At 71.7% G+C, this 22,051-nt stretch carries 23 protein-coding genes; 14 read left to right on the top strand and 9 right to left on the bottom strand.

The window, feature by feature from the left end; genetic code table 11:
- Positions 1–160: 160 nt before the first annotated feature.
- A complete protein-coding gene (locus AB0G28_RS24505) occupies positions 161–1,102 on the top strand; it encodes a PrsW family glutamic-type intramembrane protease (RefSeq protein WP_361093129.1) in 942 nt (313 codons plus the stop codon).
- Between the two features lie 17 nt (positions 1,103–1,119).
- On the opposite strand, the gene AB0G28_RS24500 is transcribed toward AB0G28_RS24505, so the two are convergent.
- The 3 genes from AB0G28_RS24500 to AB0G28_RS24490 form a co-directional block, all read right to left on the bottom strand.
- On the bottom strand, positions 1,120–1,320 hold the full coding sequence (locus AB0G28_RS24500; protein ID WP_361093126.1) for a DUF3072 domain-containing protein: 201 nt from the start codon (positions 1,318–1,320) through the stop codon (positions 1,120–1,122).
- A 66-nt stretch (positions 1,321–1,386) separates the two neighbouring features.
- On the bottom strand, positions 1,387–1,809 hold the full coding sequence (locus tag AB0G28_RS24495; protein ID WP_361093123.1) for a hypothetical protein: 423 nt from the start codon (positions 1,807–1,809) through the stop codon (positions 1,387–1,389).
- A 61-nt stretch (positions 1,810–1,870) separates the two neighbouring features.
- A complete protein-coding gene (locus tag AB0G28_RS24490; protein WP_361093120.1) occupies positions 1,871–2,923 on the bottom strand; it encodes an NlpC/P60 family protein in 1,053 nt (350 codons plus the stop codon).
- A gap of 472 nt (positions 2,924–3,395) precedes the next feature.
- Here AB0G28_RS24490 and AB0G28_RS24485 point away from each other — a divergent pair, with 472 nt between their 5' ends.
- Complete coding sequence (locus AB0G28_RS24485; protein ID WP_361093117.1) at positions 3,396–4,223, top strand: peptidoglycan-binding protein; 828 nt, start codon at positions 3,396–3,398, stop codon at positions 4,221–4,223.
- A gap of 84 nt (positions 4,224–4,307) precedes the next feature.
- Complete coding sequence (locus AB0G28_RS24480) at positions 4,308–5,126, top strand: LLM class flavin-dependent oxidoreductase (protein WP_361093114.1); 819 nt, start codon at positions 4,308–4,310, stop codon at positions 5,124–5,126.
- Here AB0G28_RS24480 and AB0G28_RS24475 read toward each other — a convergent pair.
- The gene (locus AB0G28_RS24475; RefSeq protein ID WP_361093111.1) at positions 5,080–6,027 is read right to left on the bottom strand and encodes a threonine/serine dehydratase; all 948 of its coding nucleotides are present in this window, start codon (positions 6,025–6,027) and stop codon (positions 5,080–5,082) included. The genes AB0G28_RS24480 and AB0G28_RS24475 overlap by 47 nt on opposite strands.
- Before the next feature lie 84 nt (positions 6,028–6,111).
- Here AB0G28_RS24475 and AB0G28_RS24470 point away from each other — a divergent pair, with 84 nt between their 5' ends.
- A complete protein-coding gene (locus AB0G28_RS24470; RefSeq protein ID WP_361093108.1) occupies positions 6,112–7,017 on the top strand; it encodes a LysR family transcriptional regulator in 906 nt (301 codons plus the stop codon).
- A gap of 75 nt (positions 7,018–7,092) precedes the next feature.
- Here AB0G28_RS24470 and AB0G28_RS24465 read toward each other — a convergent pair whose 3' ends face one another.
- A complete protein-coding gene (locus tag AB0G28_RS24465) occupies positions 7,093–8,016 on the bottom strand; it encodes a LysR substrate-binding domain-containing protein (RefSeq protein ID WP_361093105.1) in 924 nt (307 codons plus the stop codon).
- 73 nt (positions 8,017–8,089) lie between these two features.
- Here AB0G28_RS24465 and AB0G28_RS24460 point away from each other — a divergent pair, with 73 nt between their 5' ends.
- The 3 genes from AB0G28_RS24460 to AB0G28_RS24450 are packed head-to-tail and all read left to right on the top strand — an operon-like array spanning position 8,090 to position 10,501.
- Positions 8,090–9,013 (top strand): DMT family transporter, encoded by a 924-nt coding sequence (locus tag AB0G28_RS24460; protein ID WP_361093102.1) that lies wholly within the window; start codon positions 8,090–8,092, stop codon positions 9,011–9,013.
- A gap of 10 nt (positions 9,014–9,023) precedes the next feature.
- The gene (locus AB0G28_RS24455; RefSeq protein WP_361093099.1) at positions 9,024–9,920 is read left to right on the top strand and encodes an NAD(P)H-binding protein; all 897 of its coding nucleotides are present in this window, start codon (positions 9,024–9,026) and stop codon (positions 9,918–9,920) included.
- A complete protein-coding gene (locus AB0G28_RS24450; RefSeq protein WP_361093096.1) occupies positions 9,917–10,501 on the top strand; it encodes a CPBP family intramembrane glutamic endopeptidase in 585 nt (194 codons plus the stop codon). The genes AB0G28_RS24455 and AB0G28_RS24450 overlap by 4 nt, the downstream gene beginning before the upstream one ends.
- A gap of 3 nt (positions 10,502–10,504) precedes the next feature.
- Here AB0G28_RS24450 and AB0G28_RS24445 read toward each other — a convergent pair whose 3' ends face one another.
- Positions 10,505–10,978, bottom strand: a complete 474-nt coding sequence (locus tag AB0G28_RS24445) for a MarR family winged helix-turn-helix transcriptional regulator (RefSeq protein ID WP_361093093.1) — start codon at positions 10,976–10,978, stop codon at positions 10,505–10,507.
- A gap of 82 nt (positions 10,979–11,060) precedes the next feature.
- On the opposite strand from AB0G28_RS24445, the gene AB0G28_RS24440 reads away from it, so the two are divergent.
- Positions 11,061–11,702, top strand: coding sequence for an NAD(P)H-dependent oxidoreductase (locus AB0G28_RS24440; RefSeq protein ID WP_361093090.1), 642 nt, complete (start codon positions 11,061–11,063; stop codon positions 11,700–11,702).
- Between the two features lie 109 nt (positions 11,703–11,811).
- On the opposite strand, the gene AB0G28_RS24435 is transcribed toward AB0G28_RS24440, so the two are convergent.
- Complete coding sequence (locus AB0G28_RS24435; RefSeq protein WP_361093087.1) at positions 11,812–12,531, bottom strand: M24 family metallopeptidase; 720 nt, start codon at positions 12,529–12,531, stop codon at positions 11,812–11,814.
- Positions 12,532–12,631: 100 nt separating this feature from the next.
- Here AB0G28_RS24435 and AB0G28_RS24430 point away from each other — a divergent pair, with 100 nt between their 5' ends.
- Both AB0G28_RS24430 and AB0G28_RS24425 read left to right on the top strand, forming a co-directional pair.
- On the top strand, positions 12,632–13,138 hold the full coding sequence (locus tag AB0G28_RS24430) for an ATP-binding protein (protein WP_361093084.1): 507 nt from the start codon (positions 12,632–12,634) through the stop codon (positions 13,136–13,138).
- 67 nt (positions 13,139–13,205) lie between these two features.
- Positions 13,206–13,832 (top strand): response regulator, encoded by a 627-nt coding sequence (locus AB0G28_RS24425; RefSeq protein WP_361093081.1) that lies wholly within the window; start codon positions 13,206–13,208, stop codon positions 13,830–13,832.
- Here AB0G28_RS24425 and AB0G28_RS24420 read toward each other — a convergent pair.
- Positions 13,813–17,193: an indolepyruvate ferredoxin oxidoreductase family protein gene (locus tag AB0G28_RS24420; RefSeq protein ID WP_361093078.1), complete on the bottom strand. Its 3,381-nt coding sequence runs from the start codon at positions 17,191–17,193 to the stop codon at positions 13,813–13,815. The genes AB0G28_RS24425 and AB0G28_RS24420 overlap by 20 nt on opposite strands.
- Positions 17,194–17,343: 150 nt before the next feature.
- On the opposite strand from AB0G28_RS24420, the gene AB0G28_RS24415 reads away from it, so the two are divergent.
- From AB0G28_RS24415 to AB0G28_RS24400, 4 genes are all read left to right on the top strand, one after another.
- The gene (locus AB0G28_RS24415; protein ID WP_361093075.1) at positions 17,344–17,790 is read left to right on the top strand and encodes an Lrp/AsnC family transcriptional regulator; all 447 of its coding nucleotides are present in this window, start codon (positions 17,344–17,346) and stop codon (positions 17,788–17,790) included.
- A 1-nt stretch (position 17,791) separates the two neighbouring features.
- Entirely contained in the window at positions 17,792–18,529 is a 738-nt protein-coding gene (locus tag AB0G28_RS24410) for a hypothetical protein (protein ID WP_361093072.1), read from the top strand.
- Positions 18,530–18,721: 192 nt separating this feature from the next.
- Positions 18,722–19,600 (top strand): DUF222 domain-containing protein, encoded by an 879-nt coding sequence (locus tag AB0G28_RS24405; protein ID WP_361093069.1) that lies wholly within the window; start codon positions 18,722–18,724, stop codon positions 19,598–19,600.
- Positions 19,601–19,852: 252 nt separating this feature from the next.
- Complete coding sequence (locus AB0G28_RS24400; RefSeq protein ID WP_361093066.1) at positions 19,853–21,046, top strand: MFS transporter; 1,194 nt, start codon at positions 19,853–19,855, stop codon at positions 21,044–21,046.
- Here the strand turns inward: AB0G28_RS24400 and AB0G28_RS24395 are convergent.
- Complete coding sequence (locus tag AB0G28_RS24395) at positions 21,043–22,041, bottom strand: hypothetical protein (RefSeq protein WP_361093063.1); 999 nt, start codon at positions 22,039–22,041, stop codon at positions 21,043–21,045. The two genes, AB0G28_RS24400 and AB0G28_RS24395, sit on opposite strands and share 4 nt — an antisense overlap.
- Positions 22,042–22,051: the final 10 nt, after the last annotated feature.

The following is a 22,051-nucleotide window of genomic DNA, read 5'->3' as shown; positions in this document are numbered from 1 at the left end:
GTGAGGCATGCACACAGCGTGCTCCGACTTTGCCGGAGCCCTGGCGCGCCCCGCCGGTGCCGGCACCCTCGACGGCCGTAGTCCGGCCGCTCATCGTGCGAACGGCATCTCACCCTCCTCAGCGGGTGCGGAGCCGCGCGAACCGGGGCAAAGTACCTCCATGGCCTTCCCGTCCGCACGGTCCGATGCCGGTACCCGGCCGCGCCGGGTCTGGTTGCGCATGTTCCTGACCGGTGCCCTCCTGTGGGTGCTCGCCGTCGTCGTCACCTTTGTCACCGGCAACCCGAACTTGGTGCCCACCGTGGTGCTGCTCGGCAGCTTCCTCGTGCCCGTCACCTTCGTCGCCTGGGCGTTCGGGCGCCGACGGAGTGGGGAGGTGACCTCCGAACTCCTCTTCAGCACCTTCGTCGCCGGCGGTGTGCTCGGGGTGCTCGCCGCGTCGCTGCTCGAGTCCTACCTGCTGCATCCCTCCCCGTGGCTGTTCGTCGGTGTCGGGCTGATCGAAGAAGCCGTCAAGCTCGCCGTCCTGGCCGTGCTCACCCGGCACCTGCGGGTGAAGTTCGCCTCCGACGGGCTCGTGCTGGGCGCCGCCGTCGGGTTCGGGTTCGCCGCCTTCGAGTCGGCCGGGTACGCCTTCACCGCGCTGTTCACCGAACGCGGCCTTTCGCTCATGGACCTCGTCCAGACCGAGCTGCTGCGCGGCGTCCTCGCGCCGGTGGGGCACGGCCTGTGGACCGCCATCCTCGGTGGCGTGCTCTTCTCCGCCAGCGACCACCGCCACTTCGCCCTGACGCTCCGCCTGCTGCTCAGCTACCTCGGTGTCGCCCTCCTCCACGCGCTGTGGGACGCCATGCACGGCATCGCCCTCGTGCTCACCCTCCTGCTCACCGGCACGCCGTGGCAGTACGTCCAGCTCGAACAGGGCTACCAGCCGCAGCCGACCGCCCTGCAAGCCGACGTCTTCACCGTGCTCTCCTGGGGCGGCCTCGCCCTGGTCTCGGTGATCGGCATCGCGTGGCTGCTCGCCGTCCGGGCCCGGGCCCGGCGCGGGGAACGGGAGGCCGCCGTGCTGTGGCGGATCCCGGCCTCCCGGCCACGCTGACGCCGGGACACCGGCCCTCAGCCGCCGCGCCCGGTCGCCTTCTGCAGTTCGTCGATGCGGGCGGACGCCTCGGCCTTCGTCAGGTTGTCCGGCACCTCTTCGCCGGCTTCCTGGGCGAGCGTCTGCAGGTACGACTTCTGCGGGCCGGTCATCGGCTCGTCACCGGTCGTCCAGTCGCTCGGGTCCTTCTCGGGGTTGGGTTCCACCTGATCAGTCATGACTCCTCCAATCGAACATCTGTTCGTCTGCGTTCGACTGTAGCGCAGGGGTCCGACAATCGCCGGTCACGAGCCGGCGGGCGGCCTGCTCGGCGCGCCCGCCTCGTGACCCGGCCTGCCGTGCGTGCGGCGGTCGTCCTTCATTTGCTGTTCGTGCAGGTGGCGGCGGCCGTCGGTGAGGGCGGCCAGCAACTCGCGCTCGAAGTCGCGGCACGTCTTGTAGTAGCCGTCGTCGTACTCTTCGACGACCTGGAATGTCCACCGATCGGGTAACACGTTGAGCCCGATCAGCTCTTCGGAGATCCGCCGCGCCCAGTCCGTGTGGCCGGCCTTCTCCAGCTTCTCCACGGCCGCGCCGAGCGCCAGGTCCGCGCTGCCGGTCAGCTGGTGGAACGAGTAGAGGTGCCCGCGGGCGCGTTCGATCGTCTCGAGCGCCTCGGTGACCTCGCCGACGGCCTCGACCGTCGCGGCGTCGTAGTTGTCGACCATGCGCGGAAAGTGCCCCGTTCCGGGATTTCTACACCTCCCGGACCGGGGCACCCGCGCGAACTCAGGCCGTCGGCCGGGTCGCGCCCGCGTACTCGCTCAGCAGCGGCGAGATCTTGACGACGTCGCCGCTCGTCGGCGCGTGCACCATCTTGCCGTCGCCGATGTACATCCCGATGTGGGACACGGGGGAGTAGTAGGCGACCAGGTCACCCGGCTGCAGCTGGTCCCGCGACACCGGCGTGCCGAAGCCGGCCTGCGCCGACGACGTGCGGGGCAGGTTGATGCCCGCCTGCTTGTACGCCCACTGCATGAGGCCGGAGCAGTCGAACGTGCTCGGCCCGGTGGCGCCCCAGACGTAGGCGCTGCCGAGCTTGCTCAGCGCCGCGTTGACCGCGGTCTGCGCGGCCGCGGTGGGTGCCTTGACGGTGGGCGCCGAACCGCCAGTGTCCCGCTGGGCGGCCCGGTCGGCGCTGCTCAGGTTGCGGCTCTGGGCCTCGATCTGGTCGATCTGGGCCTGCAGGTCCTTCTTCTTGGCCTGGATGTCCGAGGTCAGCTTCGCCGCCGCGTCCCGGGCGTCCTGCGCCCGCTTCGCCGCGTCGGCCGCCGTCTTCTCCGCGACCGCGGCCTTGTCGGCCGCGGTGGTGAGGTTGTCCATCGCGGCGTTCTTGTCGGTCGCGATGACCTCGAGTGCCGCCGAGCGGTCCAGGAAGTCCTGCGTCGACGTGCCGGCCAGCAGGGCCGACAGCTTGTTCATCTGGACGCCGCTGGTGAACGACGCGCCGGCGAACTCGTCCACTTCGGACTGGTACTTCCGCTTCGCCTCGATGGCCTGCGCGCCACTGTTCTTCGCGGCGGTGACGTCGGCGTTGGCCTTGTCGAGCTGGGCCTGCTTCGCGGTCAGGTCGTCCTGCGCGCGGAGCAGGTCTTCGTTGAGCTTTTCCGCCTGTGCCGCGAGGTCGCGGTACTTGGCGAGGGCGTCCGACCCGGTGGGCGGCGCCTGGAGGACGGGGACGGGGGCGGCGGTGGCCGTCGGCTGGGCCACGGTGACGAGGGTGATCACCGAAGCCGCGGCGAGGGCACCTGACACCACGCGCTTGATCGGATGCGAACGCATTCTCGCGCGGGTCTCCTTTGCTGATCGGCCGCCGACGGGTACCGGCAGGGCGAGTCGGGGGCCTCGCCCGTCCCCGGCGCGCGCTGGACCGCAACAGGTGAGAGCGCGCAGTGGGGTGCGGTACCCGGCAGGGGGTATCGGCGGCGATCTCGCGTCGCCGTCTCGTGACGACCGGGGGCCGCGAGATCTCGAACAGGTTACGAAACGAACACGACAACGTCCAGCTCGGGAGCGCCCGAACTCTCCGTGACACTCGATGACACGCTTGGACCAGCGGAAACGTCCAACCGGTGTGGGCGGCATTACTTCTCGCCACAACGCTCTGGTGTCACCTGGCGACCGAGGGTGACCCGACGTGTCCTTTGTGGACGTCTACAAGAATCCCGTTGGGGCGGATCCGGTTTGTACGTCCCTTGTATCCGGTTGCGTGATCCTTTTCCCCGTAAGCGAAATCCAAGCATGGAGGACAAGGATGTTCACGAAGGCCGCCGTCTTGACGGCGCTCACCGCAGCCACGTTTGCTGTGGCCGCACCGGCTCAGGCCGAGACCGCGGTCACGACGGCGCTGCCGACGGCGAACATGGAGTCCGTCCTGAAGGCGGCCCAGATCGACCCGCGCCGCGCGGACGACACCCTGACGCCGGGCGCGCACGACAGCGTCCTGCTCGTCGAGCAGGCGCTGCAGGCGAAGGGCTTGCTGGCGAGCCAGTACGTCGACGGCTACTTCGGCAGCAGCACCATCGAGGCGTATGCGAAGTACCAGAAGTCGCTGGGCTACACCGGGCTCGACGCGTCCGGCCTGCCGGGCAAGACGTCGCTGGAGAAGCTGGGCGAAGGCCGGTACACGGTCACGAACCCGATTTCCGCCGGCAGCCAGGTGACCTACCACAGCAAGACCCTCAACACCCGCACCAAGGCGATGCTCGTGGCCGCGGAAGGGATCTACGGCTCGCAGGTCACCCTCACGCAGGGCTCGTACAACCCCGGTGGTGTCGACGCTTCGGCCGGCACGCACGACGGTGGCGGCGCGATGGACATCTCGGTGTCCGGCATTTCGTCGGCGAACCGCACGAAGCTCCTGACGGCGCTGCGGAAGGTCGGCTTCGCGGCCTGGCTCCGCACGCCGCCGAGTTTCGAGTACCACATCCACGCGATGGCGATCTCCGACCCGGACCTGTCGCCGGGTGCGCAGAACCAGACCGGCGACTACTACCTGGGCATGAACGGCCTCGCGCACCGTGACCCCGACGACGGCCCGCAGGTCACCAAGGTCACCTGGGAGGAGTACCAGCGCGGCTGACGCCGGGCGCGCGCCCGGCCGTGGTGGCACGGCCGGGCGCACCGGTGGTTTGCTCGAAGGACCAACACACCGGGGGTGTTTTCGATGACGGACAAGGCGTTCCGGTTCGGCGTGGTCGCGGGCGCGACCGAAGGGGCCGCGAAATGGCTCGCCACCGCCCGCCGCGCCGAAGAGCTCGGCTATTCGACGTTGCTGTGCCCGGACAACCTGAACATGCCGACGCCGACCGCGGCGCTCGCGGCCGCCGCCGCGGCGACGACCGAGCTGCGCGTCGGCTCGTTCGTCCTGGCGAGCCCGCTGCGCACCGCGCGGGCCGCGGCTTGGGAAGCGCACAGCCTGACCGTCGTCACCGGCGGCCGGTTCGAGCTCGGCCTCGGCACCGGGCGGCCGGAAATGCGGCAGCAGGCCGAAGAGCTCGGGCTGCCCTACGGCACCGGCCAGGAACGCCTCGACTCGATCTCCGAGACGATCGACCACGTGCGCCGGCTCGACGGCGACGCGCACACGCCGGTCATGATCGCCGCCGGCGGGCCGAAGGTGCGCCGCCTCGCCGGGTTGAAGGCCGACATCGTCACGCTGGCCGGTGGTGTGCTGACGACCCGCGAAGAAATGGCGGAGTACGTGGCGGAAATCCGCGCGGCGGCCGGCGAGCGCGACCTCGAGTTCGCGATGAACATCTGGGTCGTCGGCGACGAGATCCCGCCGTGGATCCGCGGCTTCATCGGCGTCGACGCCGAGACGCTGATCGAGCGCGACTCGCTGGGGATGCTGCGGGGCGACGTCGACGCCATGGTCGAGGAACTCGAACGTCGCCGTGAAGCCTTCGGCGTGTCCTACATCAGCGTCAACGGCGCGTTCATCGAGCAGTTCGCCCCGGTGGTGGCGCGGCTGGCGGGGAAGTGAGCGTCGCGGGGTCGGTGTTGGCGCCGCAGAGCACGACGGCGACCCGTTCGCCCGGCGTCGGCCGGTAGGCGCCGCCGAGCAGGGCCGCGAACGCCGTCGCCCCACCGGGTTCGACGGCGAGGCGGTAGCGGTCCCACAGCGCCGCGCGCGCCTCGAGGACGGCGGTGTCGTCGACCAGCACGGAACCGGCGCCGGTGCGGGTGGCCACCGCGAACGCGATGTCGCCGAGCCGGGGTGCGCCCAGCGAGTCGGCGGCGACGCCGGAGACCTCGACCGGCACCGGCGCTCCCGCGGCCAGCGCCGCGTTCAGCGCCGGGCACGTGCGCGGCTCGACGCCGACCACCCGCGCCCGGCCCTCGACCGCGGCGGCGATGCCGGCCAGCAGCCCGCCACCGCCGACCGCCACGAGGATCGTGTCCAGCTCGCCGGCCTGCTCCAGCAGCTCACGGCCGAGAGTTCCTTGCCCGGCACAGATGTCCGGCTGGTCGTAGGGGTGGCAGAAGAGCGCGCCGGAGTCCGCCGCGTGCTTCACGGCGGCGTCGTGGGCTTCCGCGTACTTCTCGCCGACCAGTTCGACGGCCGCGCCCAGCTGCCGCAGTTTCGCCACCTTCACCACGGGGGCGGTCTCCGGCACGAAAACCCGCGCGGTCACGCCGAATTCGCGGGCGGCGTAGGCGACGGCGAGACCGGCGTTGCCGCCCGAGGCGGCCACCACTCCGGCCGCCGAGAGCTCACCCGCGGCGATGATCCGGTTGAAGGCGCCGCGCGCCTTGAACGACCCCGTGTGCTGCAGCTGCTCCAGCTTGAAGCACACGCCGTCGTCCGCGGTGAACACCGGGGTCCGGCGGACGCGGCCCCGGATCCGCGCGGCCGCCTGCTCGACATCGACAGTGCTGATCATGGCCCCAGCATGCGCGCCGCGAGCCGTAAGCACCAGCGGCGTCTCCTATGCTCGCGTTAGCGTTGCTTACGGCTGGAGGCTGACGTGCTCGACGCCCACCGCCTGACCCTGCTCGCCGAGGTCGCGCACGCCGGTTCGATCGCCGGGGCGGCCCAGCGGCTTTCGTTCACGCCGTCCGCGGTCTCGCAGCAGCTGGCGAAGCTGGAGCGGGACGTCGGCGCGCCGGTGGTGAACCGCAACCCGCGCGGAGTGTCGCTGACGCCGGTCGGCGAGGCACTGCTCGCCCACGCGGAAACGATCGCCGGGGAGCTGCGCACCGCCGAACGGACGGTCCGCGCGCTGCTCGGCGAGGAGCCGGCGCAGCTCACCGTCGGCACGTTCGCCAGCGCGGGCATGACGCTGGTGCCCGCCGCGCTCGCGCGGTTCCGCCGCGACCACCCCGCGGTGGCGCTGCGGCTGCTGGACCTCGAACCGCCCGACGGCTACGGCCTGGTCAGCTCGCGTGACCTCGACCTGCTGATCACCCACCGCTACCCGGGGGCGCCGCTGCCCGACCCGCGCGGGCTGACGCGGTCGCTGCTGCGCTCGGAGCGGTTCCGGCTGATCCTGCCGCAGGGGCACGCGAAGGCCCGCGTCCGCCGGCTCACGCTGCGGGCGCTGGCCGGGGAGGACTGGATCTCCGGCAGCCCGGGCGTGCCCAACCGCGCCTGCCTGGAGCAGCTGGCCGGCACCGCGGGGGTGGCGTTGCGGGTCGCCTACGAAACGCGGGACTACCAGGTGATCCTGGCGCTGGTCGAAGCCGGGCTGGGGATCGCGTTCGTGCCGGAGAGCGTGCTCGGCCGGGTGGGCGCGGCCCGCGTCGAGGTGCGGGACGCGGTGGACGCGCGGCCGGTGCGGGAGATCTTCCTGGTCCACCACCGGCGCCCGGGCAAGCTGGTGACCGAGATGGCCGAGCGGCTCAGCCGGCCACCGCAGACGCCGACGTCTTGAACGACTCGTTCCTGTCGCCTGACGACAGGAACGAGTCGTTCAAGACATCCGGGTGTGGCTGCAGAGCTGCGGGGGTCAGCTGATCGGGCGCCCCGCGCTCACGAACCGTGCGGACGCCGCCCGCAGCGCGTCCAGGCAGGCGCGCACCGCGCCGTGGTCTTCCTCGCCCGCCCGGCAGATCGCGTGGATCGTCCGGGTCAAAGCCGGGCGCGTGGCCAGGATGCGGACGCCTTCGGGCACCCGGTCACGGGCCAGGCGGGGCACGAGTGCCGCGCCGACGTTGCCCGCGACGAGCGCCAGCTGCGTCGGGTAACCGCCGACCGTGCAGCTGATCCGCGGCTCCAGCCGCTGCTTGCGCAGCACCTGGACCAGCCAGTCGTAGCAGCCGGACCCGGCGCTCCAGCCGATCCACGGCACATCGTCCACTTCGGACAGATCGACCGTCCGGCGGCGGGCGAGCCGGTGCCCGGCGGGCAGGGCGAGGTCCGCGACGTCGGAGAAGAGCTCGACGCGCGTGGTCGAGGGCGGGATCACCGTCGGGCGGTCCGTCCAGCTCTCCACCACCGCGACGTCGAGGTCGCCGGCCGGCACCCGGGGCATCGTCTGCTCCGCCTCGCCCTCGTGCAGCGTCACCTCCAGCCGCGGGTGCCGTTCGGCGAGGGTGGCCAGCGCGGGCGGCAGCAGCGCGTGCACCGTCGTCGGGATCGCGCCGATCCGCAGCGGCCCGATGACGTCTTCCCGCAGCAGCTCCAGGTCCGCTTTCGCGTCGGCGACCTGGGCGAGGATCCGCTCGGCGTGCCCGGCCAGCACCTGGCCCGCTTTCGTCAGCCGGACGCCGCGGCCGCGGGGCTCCAGCAGGGGCTGGCCCGCCTCCCGTTCCAGCTTCGCCAGCTGCTGCGACACCCCCGACGGTGTGACGTGCAGGGCCGCGGCCGCCGCGGCGACCGAGCCCTGGGTGGCGACGGCGTGCAGCGCGCGCATCCGCTCGAGTCCGAACACGGTAGCGATCCTACCGAATTCCGCGCAGAAACATTCGCTTGTCGTTGACAGTCGGGGCCACCAGGCTGAAGGGGTGACCACGACCGCGCCCCACCCGGCTCCCTCGTTGACCCGGCGCCTCGACCCGCGCCTGCTCGCCGCGCTCGGCAGCTTCTGCATCTCGCTGTCGTCGGTCTTCATCAAGGTCTCGCACACCAGCGGCGCCACGAGTGCGTTCTGGCGCTGCCTGCTGGCCCTGCCGGTCCTGATCGCGCTCGCCGCGCGCGAACGGCGGAAGGCGGGCCCGGGGCAGCGCCGCCGTGTGCTGTTCCCCCTGCTGGCCGGTACCGGCCTCGGCCTGGACTTCGTGCTCTGGGGGGAGGCGATCCCGCGGGTCGGTGCCGGCATCGCGACGGTGCTCCTCGCCGTGCAGGTGGTGATCGTGCCGCTGCTGGCGTTCGCGTTCCTGGCGGAACGGCCGTCGAAGCGGTTCCTCGTCACCGCACCCGTCCTGCTGGGCGGCGTCGTGCTGGCCGGCGGGTTCGCCGGCACCGGCTCGTTCGGCCCGGACCCGGTCACCGGCGCCGTCGCCGCGCTGCTCGCCGGCGCCGGGTACGCCGGTTACCTGTTCCTGATCCGGCTCAGCGGCGGTAGGGGCACACAGGCGCACTCGCTGGTGCTGGCGACGGTGTCGGCCGGCGTGGTCGCCGTCGTGCTCGGCCTCCCGAGCGGCACGCTCGACCTGGCCCCCGGCTGGCCCGCGTTCGGCTGGCTGCTCGCGCTCGCCGGGGTCGGCCAGCTCGCCGGCTGGCTGCTCATCTCCGCCGCGCTGCCGCGGATGTCCGCCACCACCGGTGCGACGCTCATGCTGCTGCAGCCGGTCGGCGCGGTGCTGCTGGGCGTCGGTCTGCTCGGGGAGACGCCCGGGTGGGCGCAGCTGATCGGCTGTGCGGTGGTCGTCGCCGCGGTCTGCTTCGCCGGCCGCGGACGGCCTGCGGGCGAAGGCCGTCCCGGCTAACGTCGGGGGCATGCGGGTGCTGGTGGCCGGGGCGTCGGGGTTCGTCGGCGCCCGGTTGTGCCCCGCGCTGGAAGCGGCGGGGCACGAGGTGCTCGCCATGACCCGCCGGCCCGCGAAGTACCGCGGTGCCGGGAAAGCCGTCCGCGGCGACGTCGCGGACGTCGGTTCCCTGCGTGACGCGCTCAGGGGCGCCGATGCCGCCTACTACCTCGTGCATTCACTCGACAGTGCGGACTTCAAGCGCCGCGACGCGGACGCCGCGCGCGCGTTCGCCCGCGCGGCGGCGGACGCGCGCCTGCGCCGGATCGTCTACCTCGGCGGTCTCGGGGACGACGACGACTCGCTGTCGGATCACCTGGCCAGCCGCCGCGAGGTCGAGCGGCTGCTGGGCGAGACCGGCGTCCCGGTCACGGTGCTGCGCGCCGGGATCGTGATCGGCCACGGCGGCACGTCGTGGGAGCTGACGCGCCAGCTGGTGGAGCACCTGCCGGCGATGGTCACCCCGCGCTGGGTCGGCACCCGCACCCAGCCCATCGCGGTCGCCGACGTCGTCCGCTACCTGGTCGGCGTCCTGGACCACCCGGAGGCCGCAGGGCGGACGTTCGACATCGGCGGCCCGGAGGTGCTGGCGTACCGGGACATGCTGCAGCGTGTCGCGGCGATCGAGGGCAGGCCGCTGCTGATCCTGCCGGTGCCGCTGCTTTCCCCGCGGCTGTCGTCGTACTGGCTTTCGCTGGTGACGAGCATCGACGTCACGACCGGCCGGGCGCTGATCGACTCGATGACCAACGAGGTCGTCGTCCGCGACGACGCGATCCGCCGGATCGTCGAGTTCGAGCCGACGGGCTACGACGACGCCGTGCTGCAGGCACTGGGCGAGCGGGCGAAGAGCAGGCGGACGGTGTGAAGGCGGTCCTCGCCGGCGTGACGGCCGCCGGGTCCGGGCTGCTCGGCGCGTCGCTGGCCAGCCGTCCCGGGTCGCGCCGGTTCCCCGTCCTCACCGCCTCGGTCGCGGCGACGTGGCTGGCCGGCGCCCGCGCGGCCGGGCCGGTGCCGCGGGGCCGGCGGGACGTCGTCCAGCCGGTCGCCGCGGCCGCGGGCGCGTTCGGCGTGTTCTACGGCTGCGCCCTGGTGGCCCGGCGCATCCCGCCGCTGCGCCGCGCGATCGCCGGCGTGCTCGACCACGCCCACCGCGGCCCGACGGTCTCCGTGGCGGTGGCGACACTCGTCACGGGCGCCGCGGAGGAGGTGTTCTTCCGCGGCCCGCTCTACGACGCTCTCGGCGCGCGGGGGTCCACCGTGGTGTACGTGCTTTCGACCACGGCGACGAGGAATCCCGCGCTGGTGCTGGCGTCGGCGGTGATGGGGACGCTCTTCGCCGCGCAACGCCACCGGTCGGGCGGAGTGCAGGCACCGCTGCTGACGCACGTGACCTGGTCGGCGCTGATGCTCGGGTTCCTGCCGCGGCTCTTCCCGCCGTCGGACTGAAGCTCAGCAGCCGTCGATGTTTTCCCGGCAGGCTTCCGTGCCGGTCCGGGTCGCCGCCTGCTGCAGGAGCGCGTAGAGCGTCTCGCGCTGGTCGTGGCTGAGCGTCTGGAAGACCTCGTCCTCGACCGCGGCGAGCGCGAACTCGGCGCGCGCGAGCAGCTTCGCGCCGACGTCGGTGAGCTCGACGAGGTGACGGCGGCGGTCGGTGGGGGAGCGGCGCCGCTCGACCAGGCCCTCGGCCTCGAGCTCGTTGAGCAGGGTGACGACGTTGGTGCCGTCCATTTCCAGGAACTTCGCCAGGTCCTGCTGCGCGCTGCCGCCCCGGTCGCGCAGGACGGTGAGCGGGATGAGGTGCCGCGGCCGCAGCCCGAGGGGGGCCAGCACGGATTCGCTGCGCAGCCGGAGCCGGCGGGCGAGGTGGTCGACCAGGGCACCGCACCGGTGGGGCGGCTGGTTGACGACCGGCAGCGAGCTCATCCGTCCAGTATATGGGCACGGCAATAGTCGATGTGCTATTAATAGTTTGCCCTACATCAACGATATATGGACGGCTAACGACATGGCGCATCTCCTCCACATCGACTCGAGCATCCAGGGCGACGGTTCGGTGAGCCGCCGGCTCACCGCGCGGGCCGCGGCGGCGTGGCGGGCCGCGCACCCGGACGGCACGGTCACCTACCGCGACCTGGGCGCGAACCCGTTGCCCCACCTCGACGCGGCCGGCGGCCTTGCCGACCGGATCCCGCCGGAGCAGCACACCCCGGAGCAGGCGGCGAGGTGGGCCCGGACCGTCGAGCTCGTCGGCGAGGTGAAGGCGGCCGACACGGTGCTGCTGGGCCTGCCGCTGTACAACTTCGGGGCGCCGAGCAGCGTCAAGACGTGGGTCGACCACCTCATCGCCCCGGGGCTGTCGGTCGACCACGAGACCTACACCGGCCTGCTCGGCGGCCGCGAGTTCATCGTGCTGGCCTCCCGCGGCGGCGGGTACGGCGACGGCACGCCCCGCGAAGGCTGGGACCACGCCCAGCAGTGGCTGCCCCACGGCGTCTCGCTGACCGGCCTGGAGCCGCGGTTCATCACGGCGGAGCTGACGCTGGCGCCGGTCCGCCCGGGGATGGCGGAACTCATCCCCCTGGCCGAGGAGAGCCTCGCGGCGGCGGAACGCGCCATCGACGAGCTGTGGGTCCCGGCCCGCGTCTGACCGGCTTCAAACGCCCCAATGTGGCGTTGGTTGCGTCCAACGCACCGAACGCCACATTGGGTGCGCTGGACGCACCGAACGCCACATTGGGGCGCTCGGGGCGCGGCGGTCAGGAGTCCGCGGCGCTCGGCCCGATGTCCAGGAGCTGCTCGAAGAACCCGCCGATGCCCAGCTCCCGGTCCACGAGGTGCACCTCGAGGATCCAGTGGGACGCGTGCCCGGCCGAGTCCGGGCGCCGCATCGGGCCGTCGCTGCCGGGGGCGATGTAGGACTCGATGCGGGCGCCGTCGATCGTCTCGTGCGGGAACTGCCCGACCAGGTGGCCCGCGATCTCGCCGCCGAACTCCCAGCCCGCCTCCCGCGCCAGCTCCACCATGTGCGCGTACAGCTCGGCACCCGTGATGTCCGGCCGCGCGGCGAAGTACGCGCGGCCGGCGTCGAACACCCGTGGCAAGGCGTCACGCAGCCGGTGCTTGACGGGGTCGCCGCCCAGCACGAACGTCCGGCCGAAGTCCGCTTCCCAGTCCTCGAAGATCGGGCCGAAGTCGGCGAACGCGATGTCGTCTTCGCCGAGGACGCGGTCCGGCGGGTTCTCGCGGTACGGCCGCAGCGTGTTGACCCCGGCCCGGACGATCCGCTTGTGCCAGTAGCGGCGGATGCCGAGCAGGTCACCGGCCAGGTCGCGGATCGCGTCGCTCGCCTCCGTCTCCCGGACACCCGGGGCGAGGATGCCGCGTTCGGCGACCTCCGCGAACAGCTCGACCGCCTTCGCCTGCGCGTCGAGCAGCCGTTCGGTGCGTAGTGCCTCGTCCTCGGCCGGCTCACCCATGGCCCCGACGGTAGCAACGCCCGGCCCGGGCGGTACCGTGCCGCGGCGGGCGGACTGACACGGCGCGGCACAGGCCGCACCTGGGCGAGGAAGGTCGGGTTTGAGCGCGCACACCTCCCAGATGGACGACATCCGGCTCGTCGCGCAGCCCAGCGCGCTGCCGGTGACGGAACTGTTCGTCCGCCTGATTCTCACCGACTGGTCACTCCTGCCGATGCTGGAGCAGGTGACCGGCACCGCGAAACGGCTGGTCGGGGCCGTGATCGAGGCCAGTGACCCGAAGGCGCCCGCGTTCGTCACGCTGCGGCTGCGGCTGCACGCCGAGGTGCTCTCGATCGAGGTCGACGACGACGTGCCCGGACGGCCGGAACCGCAGGCCCGGCTCGGCGAGCGGGTGGGCGTCTCGCCCGCCGACGGCGGCGGCCGCACCACGTGGTGCGAACTGCCGCTCCCGGGCGGGATGACCGCGCGGCAGGTGCGCCTGCCGCGGCGGCAGGACCGCCGGACCCTGGTCGACGAGCCGGTCTCCGGCGAGCCGGTGGCCGCGGACCCGCAGGTGCTCGAGCGCCTGCTGACCCGGCTGAGCGGCTGGTCCGCGGACAGCTGAACGGTTCCGTCCCCGCGTCCGTGCATCCAGGCAGGGGAGACCACGTGGACGCGAGGAGGCAGCCGCCGTGCGCATCGTGATCGCGGAGGACGACGCCCTGCTGCGGGAGGGGCTGGTGCTGCTCCTGAGCAGCGAGGGCTTCGACGTCGTCGCCGCTGTGGACCACCCCGGCGAGCTGGTGGCTTCGGTCGAGGCGGAGGCGCCGGACCTGGCCGTCGTCGACGTCCGGATGCCGCCGACGTTCACCGACGAAGGACTCCGCGCCGCCCTCGAGGCACGCCGCCGGATGCCGGGGCTGGCGATCCTCGCGCTTTCGGCGTTCGTCGAAGACGGCTACGCGGGTGACCTCCTGGCCGCCGGCGGCGGGGGAGCGGGTTACCTGCTGAAGGAGCGGGTCGGCAAGCCCGACGAGTTCCTCGACGCGCTGCGGCGCGTCGCCGCCGGAGGCACGGTGCTGGACCGGGACGTCGTCGCGGTCCAGCTGTCCCGGCCACGGCCCGGCGACCCGGTGGCGACGCTCACCGAGCGCGAACGCGAGGTCGTGGCGCTGCTGGCCGAAGGCCATTCGGTGCCGACGATCGGACGGCTGCTCGGCATCGGCACCGAAGCCGCGCGGCGGCACGCCGGGGACGTCAGCGCGAAGCTGCGCGTCCCCGACGAAACCCAGTCGATGCTCAGTTACCTGCGCGCGTGAGGAGTTCGGCCTGCCGCTCGCGGTACCGGGCCACGTTCGCCAGCTTGACGTCCTCGTAGCCGCGCACGACGTCCGGGAGTTCGGCGAGCGCCAGCACCCGCTCCCGGTCGACGTCCTTCAGGGCCTTCAGGACGACGCTGCGGTAGTCGTCGATCAGCTCGCGCTCGACCCGCCGCACGTGCGCCCGGCCGAACGGGTCGAAGCGGGTGCCGCGCAGCCGCCGCAGCGCGTGCAGCAGCCGGAAAGCCGGCCGGAACCACGGGCCGAGGCCGACCTTGCGCCGCATCCCGAGCGCCCGCAGCACCGGCGGGTGCAGCCGGAAGGCGTACCGCGTGCCGTCGCCGAACTCCTCCTCGAGCCCGGCGGTGAACGCCGGGTCCAGCGAAAGCCGGGCGACCTCGTACTCGTCCTTGTACGCCATCAGCTTGTACAGGTGCTTCGCGACGGCTTCGGTGATCTCCGTCGGCCCGTCCTCCAGCACTCGCACCTGCTCGACGAATTCGGCGTACGCGCGGGCGTAGGCCTCGTCCTGGTAGGTGACCAGGTCGGGGACCCGGATGTCGAGCAGCCGCGCCAGTTCGGAGCCGGCCTCGGCGTGCACCAGCGCCCGCGCGGCGGGCTGCGCGACCGGACGCGGTGGTGCGGGGCGGGTCGTCAGCGCTTCCGGGGCGGCGACGAGCTGACGCCCTCGGCGGAACGCCTGCAGGTTCGCCGCGACCGCGGTGCCGTTGAGCTCGATCGCCCGCTCGATGGCGGCGGCCGGGAGCGGGATGGCCCCGGTCTGGTAGGCGGCGCCCAGCTGCAGCACGTTGGCGAACTGGTCGTCGTCGAAGAGCGTCTCGGCCAGGCCGCGGGCGTCCAGCGAAACCGTGCGCGAGGCGGCGGCGTCGATGGGCGCGAGGACGCTGCCGGGGTCGGGGAAGGACACCGTCGTGTCGACGACCATGCGGCCGGTCGGGACCTCGGTGGTGGAGACGACCGCGGTCGTGCGGGCCGGATCGGCCACGGCGAGGTTCGCCGCGTCCGCCCCGACGAGCGCGTCGCACGCCAGGTAGAGGTCGCATTCCGCGGTGGCGAGCTTCGGGGCCTGCTCGAGGAGTTCCGCCGTCACCTTCAGGTCGGAGACGACCGCGCCGCCCTTCTGCGCGAGCCCGGTCTGGTCGAGCGTGCGGACGTGCCGTCCGTCGAGCACCGCGGCGGTGGCGAGGATCTGCGTCACGGTGACCACGCCCGTGCCGCCGATACCGGTGATCCGGACGGTGAAGTCCTGCTTCTCCATCGGCGGCGCCGGGACGGCGTCGGCGGCCAGGTCGGCGAGCTTCCGGCGCTGCTTGCGCCCGGTCGGCACGACGGTGACGAACGACGGGCAGTCGCCGGCGAGGCACGAGTAGTCGACGTTGCACGACGACTGGTGGATCGCGGTCTTGCGGCCGAACTCGGTCGTCACCGGCTGCACGGACAGGCAGTTCGACTTGGTGCCGCAGTCGCCGCAGCCCTCGCAGACGCGCTCGTTGATCACCACGCGCGTCGCGGGCGCGGCCTGCTTGCCGCGACGGCGTTTCCGGCGCTTCTCGGCCGCGCACTCCTGCTCGTGGATGAGCACGGTGACGCCCTTGATCGCGGCCAGTTCCTCTTGCGTGGCCAGCAGTTCCGAGCGGTCGCGGACCTCGACACCGGCGGGCAGCTTGCGGCGCTTCGCCGGGGCGTCGGTGGTGATCACGACCCGCTTCGCGCCTTCGACGAGCAGCAGTTCCGCGACCTTCTCGACCGGCAGCCCGCCGACGGCGTCCTGGCCGCCGGTCATCGCCACGGCGGAGTTGTAGAGCAGCTTGTACGTGACGTTGACCCCGGCGGCGACCGCCGCGCGCACGGCGAGACTGCCGGAGTGCGTGAACGTGCCGTCGCCGATGTTCTGGACGAAGTGCTCGGCCTCGACGAACGGCGCCATGCCGATCCACTGGGTGCCCTCGCCGCCCATCTGCGTCACGCCGAGGACGGTGCCGACCTGGTCCGGCTCCATGAACAAGGCCATGGTGTGGCAGCCGATGCCGCCGCCGACCAGCGTGCCTTCCGGGACCTTCGTCGACGAGTTGTGCGGGCAGCCCGAGCAGAAGTACGGCGTCCGCGCGAGCAGCGGCACCGAGATGCGCTCGCGGCGACGGCGTCCCCGGTACGCCTCGACCGGCGGAATGCCCGCGGGCAGGCGTTTGGCCAGGCCGGCGGCGATGCCGTCCGGGTCCAGCTCGCCGAGCTCGGTGAACAGCGTCCGGCCGTCGAGGTCCTTCTTGCCGGTGATCCTCGGCGCCCCGGGAACGCCGTAGAGGATCTCCTTGAGCGCGGTTTCGACGAACGCGCGCTTCTCCTCGACGACGACGATCTCCTCGAGGCCGTCGGCGAACTCGCGGACGATGGCCGGCTCGAGGGGGTGGATCGCACCGAGCTTGAGTACGCGGATGCCGTACTTCTTGAGCGTTTCCTCGTTCAGGCCGAGGGCGCGCAGGGCCTGCCGGACGTCCAAAAAGGACTTCCCGGCGGAGACGATGCCGATCCGGTCGGCGGGTCCGCGGGCGGTGATCCGGTTGATCTTGCTTGCCCGCAGGTACTCCGTGACCAGGGGCAGCCGGACGGTGAAGAGGCTGCGTTCCAGCTCGGCGAGGCTCTTGCCGAGCAGCCGCGACGTCGGCGTGTGCCGGTAGCCCTTGCCGATCTCCGGTGCGTTCCACTGTGGATTGACGGTCGCGGTGCCGGACGCGTCGGCGACGTTCGCGACGATCTTCAGTGACGTCCACAACCCGCTGGCCCGCGACAGCTCGACCGCGTGCATCCCGAGGTCGAGGACGTCGCTTGAGTCGGCGGGGAAGAAGACCGGGATCGCGAGATCGGCGAGGGCGAGCTCGGATGCGCAGGGCACGGTCGAGGACTTCGCGTTGGGGTCGTCGCCGACGAGCGCGACCGCGCCGCCGCGCGGGTCGGTGCCGGCCAGGTTGGCGTGGCGGAGGGCGTCGGTGGCCCGGTCGAGGCCGGGCGCCTTGCCGTACCAGAACCCGGTGACACCCCGTTTGCCGCCGGCGCCCGCGACGAGCTGGCTGCCCATGACCGACGTCGCGGCCAGCTCTTCGTTGAGCCCGGGCCGGTGCACGACGTCGTGCTTCTCGAGCAGCGTCGCGCGGCGGGCGAGTTCGAGGTCGTACCCGGCCAGCGGCGAGCCTTCGTAGCCCGAGACGAACACGGCGGGGTCGCCGCCGCGGGCGCGGTCGTGGCGGACGCGGTCGAACAGCAGCCGGACCAGGGCTTGGACCCCGGTCAGGTGCACGGTCCCCGCTTCCCGCAGGTAGCGGTCCTCCAGCGTGAACGTCTCCACGGCGCGGCTCCCTTCGCCTCGTTTCCGGCACGATGCGACGTGCGCCACAGCCGCGCAACAGGCCGTGTCGTTTTGGCGCTTCGGACGCAAACTTCTTTTGGCTACTATTGCGTTTGCCGCTTTTTTTTGCGTGCGACTACGCTGTGACGCATGCCTGAAGAGCTGCTCGACGCGACCGACCACGAGATCCTCGGCCTGCTACGTGAAGACGCCCGCCGGACGCTGTCCGACATCGCGGGCCGCGTCACGCTCTCGACGGCAGCGGTCAAGCGGCGCATCGACCGGCTTCGGGAGACCGGGGTGATCACCGGGTTCACGGTCCAGGTCGACCACGCGAAGCTGGGCTGGGGGATCGAGGCGTTCACCGAGCTGCGGTTCGTCGGCAACACGAAGGTCGACGAGATCCTGCACACGACCACCCGCATGCCGGAGGCGCAGGCGGTGTTCACGATCGCCGGCGACCCGGACGCGCTGGTGTGGCTGCGCGTCCGCGACATGGCGCACCTGCAGAAGACGATCGACGAGATCCGGCGGCACCACCAGGTGACCGGCACGAAGACGCTGATCGCCCTGGAATCCTGGTCGCGGGGGAGCTGACGTGCTCGTCACGCTGGCCCAGCGTCCTGACCTCGCCGAGGCCGTCTACGCGATCCCGTACCCGCCGGATTCCCCGCGGTTCATGGCAGGCAGCCTCACGAGCCTGCTGGTGCGCGGCCGCCGGGTGGCGCGCCGGTGGCCGCACCTGGTCGTGGCGTTGCTCGAGGGCGATGAGCCCGTCGCGCGGGGGATCATGGTGCCGTTCCGCTCGCGCTCGCCGTTCCCTGCCCGCGGGTGGGACGAGGTTGTCGTGTGGGCCGCCGAGGATGCGCTCGACGGTGTCGATCCGGATACGGCTTGTGCCTTGGAGATCGCCGTGCATCCGGACCATCTGGGTCGTGGGCACTCCCGCACTGTGCTCGAGGGGATGCGGCAGGCCGTCGCCGCTGCTGGGCTTGGGTCGCTCGTTATTCCCGTTCGGCCGCCGGACAAGGCTTCGGTGCCCTTGATGTCCATGTCTTCTTACGTCGCACGGACACGACCTGATGGCCTGCCTGTCGATCGCTGGCTGCGTACCCATGTCCGGGCCGGTGGGCGTATCTGTGGTGTTGCGCCTTGTTCGGCTACTGTTCAGGCGCCTCTCTCCGACTGGCGGCGGTGGACCGGGTTGCCCTTCGACCGTCCTGGTCCTGTCGAGGTCCCCGGGGCGCTGGCTCCTGTCCTCGTCTCTTCCGACTATGCCGTCTATGTCGAGGCCAACGTTTGGGTTTCGCATGCTGTTCCTGGGTTTTCAAGATGACGGCTTCGCTGTGGCGTGGGAAATCGGCGCTTTGCTGTGGTTGCTTGTGTTTGTGGTCGCCGGCGCCGATTCCCCACGCACCGAGTCTCTCTGCCGTCTTTCTCGTGGGGTGTTCTGTAGCGGTGGCGCTTCTGCTTGATTGGCACCTGATCGTGTGATGACAGGTGTTCGATTGTTGGTGATCATGGGGTTATGACCGGACGTGCGATGTGGCGGGACGAGGCGGTGGCTTTGGCTGACCGTGTCGGTTCGTTGCTGGCGGCTGTGCGGTCTGCGGAAGCGGAGTTGGGTGCGGTGTTGGTGGAGATTGAGCAGCGGGGTGTGTTGGAGTTGTTTGGTTACCGGTCCGTGCCTCGGTTGCTTGAGCATCTGGCGGATGTTCCGAGATCGTTGGCTGAGCGGATGGTGAGACGGGCCCGGGCGGTCAATCCCGGCCGCAATCTTGACGGCACCCCGATCCCGGCAGTGGCCGCGGCGACCGGGGTGGTGGCTCGGTCGGGGCGGCTGAGTAATCCGATGATCGATGTGATCGTCGGCGTGCTGCAAGACATCCCATCCGAACACCGCGACGGCGCCGAACAGCACCTGCTGGACTTCGCGGAGGAGGTCAGGCATCGGCAGGTCGCCGCCCTTGGGGCCCGGATCCTGGCCCACCTCGACCCCGATGGTCCCGAACCCGACGACACCGAACCCACCACCCCTGCCCTGGAACTCTCGCTGCGGCGTAAGCGGACCGGGATCTGGGAGGTCAGCGGCAGGCTGGATGACGAGGCCGGTGCCCGGGCCAGCGCTTTGCTGGACTCGCTTGCTCAGCGTCGCAGCAGCGGCGAGGGCCCGGATCTGCGGTCGCCGCGGGAACGCTACGGCGACGCCTTCTCCGACGCCATCGACCTGGCGTTGAAACACCCCGGACCTGCCCATGCAGGCCGGGGAACGAGCCCACGTCATGGTCGCGATCTCCCTCGCAGACTTGAAGTCGGGTCTCGGTACCGCGCTGCTGAGCGACACCGGAACGATCTCCGCGGCCGAAGCCGCAACAACCTCCACCAACCCCTGCCCTTCGCGGCATAACCGAACACGGGACAGGCCCGCAGCCACACGGCTACGGGCCTACACCCACGCCGGTCTGAACCTCCCCGAACCCGTCGAGGTTGAAGGGGACGGACTTCGTCTGCAGCATGGGAAGGGCGAAGAACACGTGCCGACCAACGAGGGGGGCTCGCCCGTGTCCAACCGCACCGTCGCTGACCCAAGCCCGGAAAACACCGGTCATCCGCCAGCCGGCACGGCAAGAGCCCTGATCAGCGGTGGAAAGTCCCCGGCATGACGGCGTCCGCTCCGCCGGCCCGCAAACCCGTCAACTCCCGGGTGGCCGCTCTGGCCGTCGGCGCCGGGGTGGCCGAGTTCGGCGATGTCCTGTTCTTCGTGGCGTTCGTCGCCGGCCTGTACGTCTCGACCGGGTCCGCTCGTACCGTCGGCTTCGTCCTCGTCGCCTTCAGCGTGGGGAACCTGGTCGGGGCGATCGCCGGTGGCACGCTGGTGGACTGGCTCCCCGCGCGGGCTTGGCTCGTCCTCGGCAACCTCGCCACCGCCGCGCTCGTCGTCGTCTTCGCCTACGCCACCGCGCTTCCGGCCGTTGCCGCGCTCGCGCTGGTCGTCGGGGCCAGCGGGCGGGCGCTGCTCGTCGGGCAGCAAGCCTGCATCCCGCTCACCGAACCCGGTTCGTTCCTGCGGGCCAACGCCGTCATCATGTCCACCCGGCGGCTCGGCCAGCTCGCCGCGCCCTTCCTCGCCGGCACTCTCGTCGCCCTCGGGCACACCCGTGGCGCCTACCTGATCGACGCCGCCACCTTCGTCTTTTCCGCCGCGGCGACGTTCGTGGCGCTGCCGGCGGGCAGCCGGGTTCATCGCGAGGAGACGGCGACGGCGACCGGCATCGTCGCCTACGCCCGGCGCACACCCGCCGTCCGCACGTCCTTCCTGGTGCAGTGCGTCATCGGCGTCATCCTCGGCACGAGCAACACCCTCGTGGTCGTCTACGCCACGGAATTCCTGCACAGCGGGCCGCGCGGCTACGGCATCCTCAGCACCTTCACCGCCGTCGGTGCCATTCTCGGCGGCTTCACCGTCGGCCTGCTCCGCCGCCGGGCCTCGGCGAAGTGGTCCACCGTCGCCTGCCACGCCGTCGCCGGGCTGGCGCTCGGCCTCCTGCCCGCCGTTCCCTGGCTCGCTCTCGCCGTCTTCCTGCGGGCCGCCGGGGGCTGGGCCTGGAACGTCCTCAACATCATCCTCCTGGCCACCCTCCACGAGGGCGCCCCACGCCACCTCCACGGCCGCCTCATCGGCGTCACCCGCAGCGGCCAGGACATCTGCATCATCGTCTTCACCGCACTCGCCGGCACCACCGCCGGCCTCATCGGCATCACCGGCGTCCTCCTCGGGGCCGGCGTCCTCGGCGTCGCGAGCGCCCTCGCCCTGGCGCTCGCTCGCCGCCCCTTCGACTGGCAGCCCGGCTAGCCGCGCAGCAGGACCCCGGACGTGCGTTCCCGCTCGAAGAACGTCTCCGGCCACTCCAGCGAGTCCGGCGGCGCGTCGATCGCGGTCGCCCGCCGGCGGAGTTCGTTCAGGTAATCGGTGTCGAGGAGCGTGCGGGCCGACATCGGTTCGCGCAGCAAGAGATCGACGGGACCTTGGTACAGGTACGCGTCCACGCCGGGGAAACCCTTGCTGCCGGGCGGGTACTCGCGGTTCGTCGGGAAGTACGCCGTGTCGAGCGTGCCCAGCCAGGAGCCCTTGATCGGCGTCAGCGACGGCCACGAACCCAGACGCTGTTCCAGGCGGGCGTTGTCCGAGGTGAACCCGTAGTGATCGGCGATGACGTACGCCGCACCCGGGTACTCGCGTTCCAGCTGCGCCACCGCGGCGCTGCCGCCGTCGTGCTTCAAGTGCCCCAGCCCGAACAACATCAGTGCCTTGCGGTGCTTCCGCAGCACCTGCGTCTTCACCACCGACGTGATCGACGCGTCGCGGTCGTGGAACGGTTCCATGTCCGCCGCGCTGTGGATCCGGCTCCAGTCGATGGGCGGGTCACCCGCCAGCACGCGGATCTTCCGCTCGGCCGGCAGCTTGGTGTCGACCTGCCGCACCAAAGCGAAGAGCTGTTCGTAGAACAGCGAGAACCCGCAGCTCGGCTGGGTCGTGTCCCGCCAGACGTGACTGATGTCCGGGACGTCGCCGCCCGCGATGTAGGTGTCCAGCATCGGCTGGAGAAGCGAATTCCCGCACTCCACGACGATGTCGTTCACGCGGCCCGGGAAGCGTGGGTCGCGGACGAGGTCGAAGACGAACGGCCCGGGGTCCGGGCTGGACTTCGCGACGATCGAATGGGTGTCGAAGGCGGCGAGCAGGGCGCCGACGGGATCGGATGGCGGTCGCGGTTGACCCGCGTCCGCGGGTGCGGCCACCAGCGTGGCGGCCGCGAGCACGGCCGGGACGGTCTTGACCAAGCGCATGACAGCTCCC

The organism is Amycolatopsis sp. NPDC021455 (assembly GCF_040640995.1).
GTDB lineage: Bacteria > Actinomycetota > Actinomycetes > Mycobacteriales > Pseudonocardiaceae > Amycolatopsis.
This window is presented reverse-complemented; position numbering and strand designations above follow the sequence as displayed.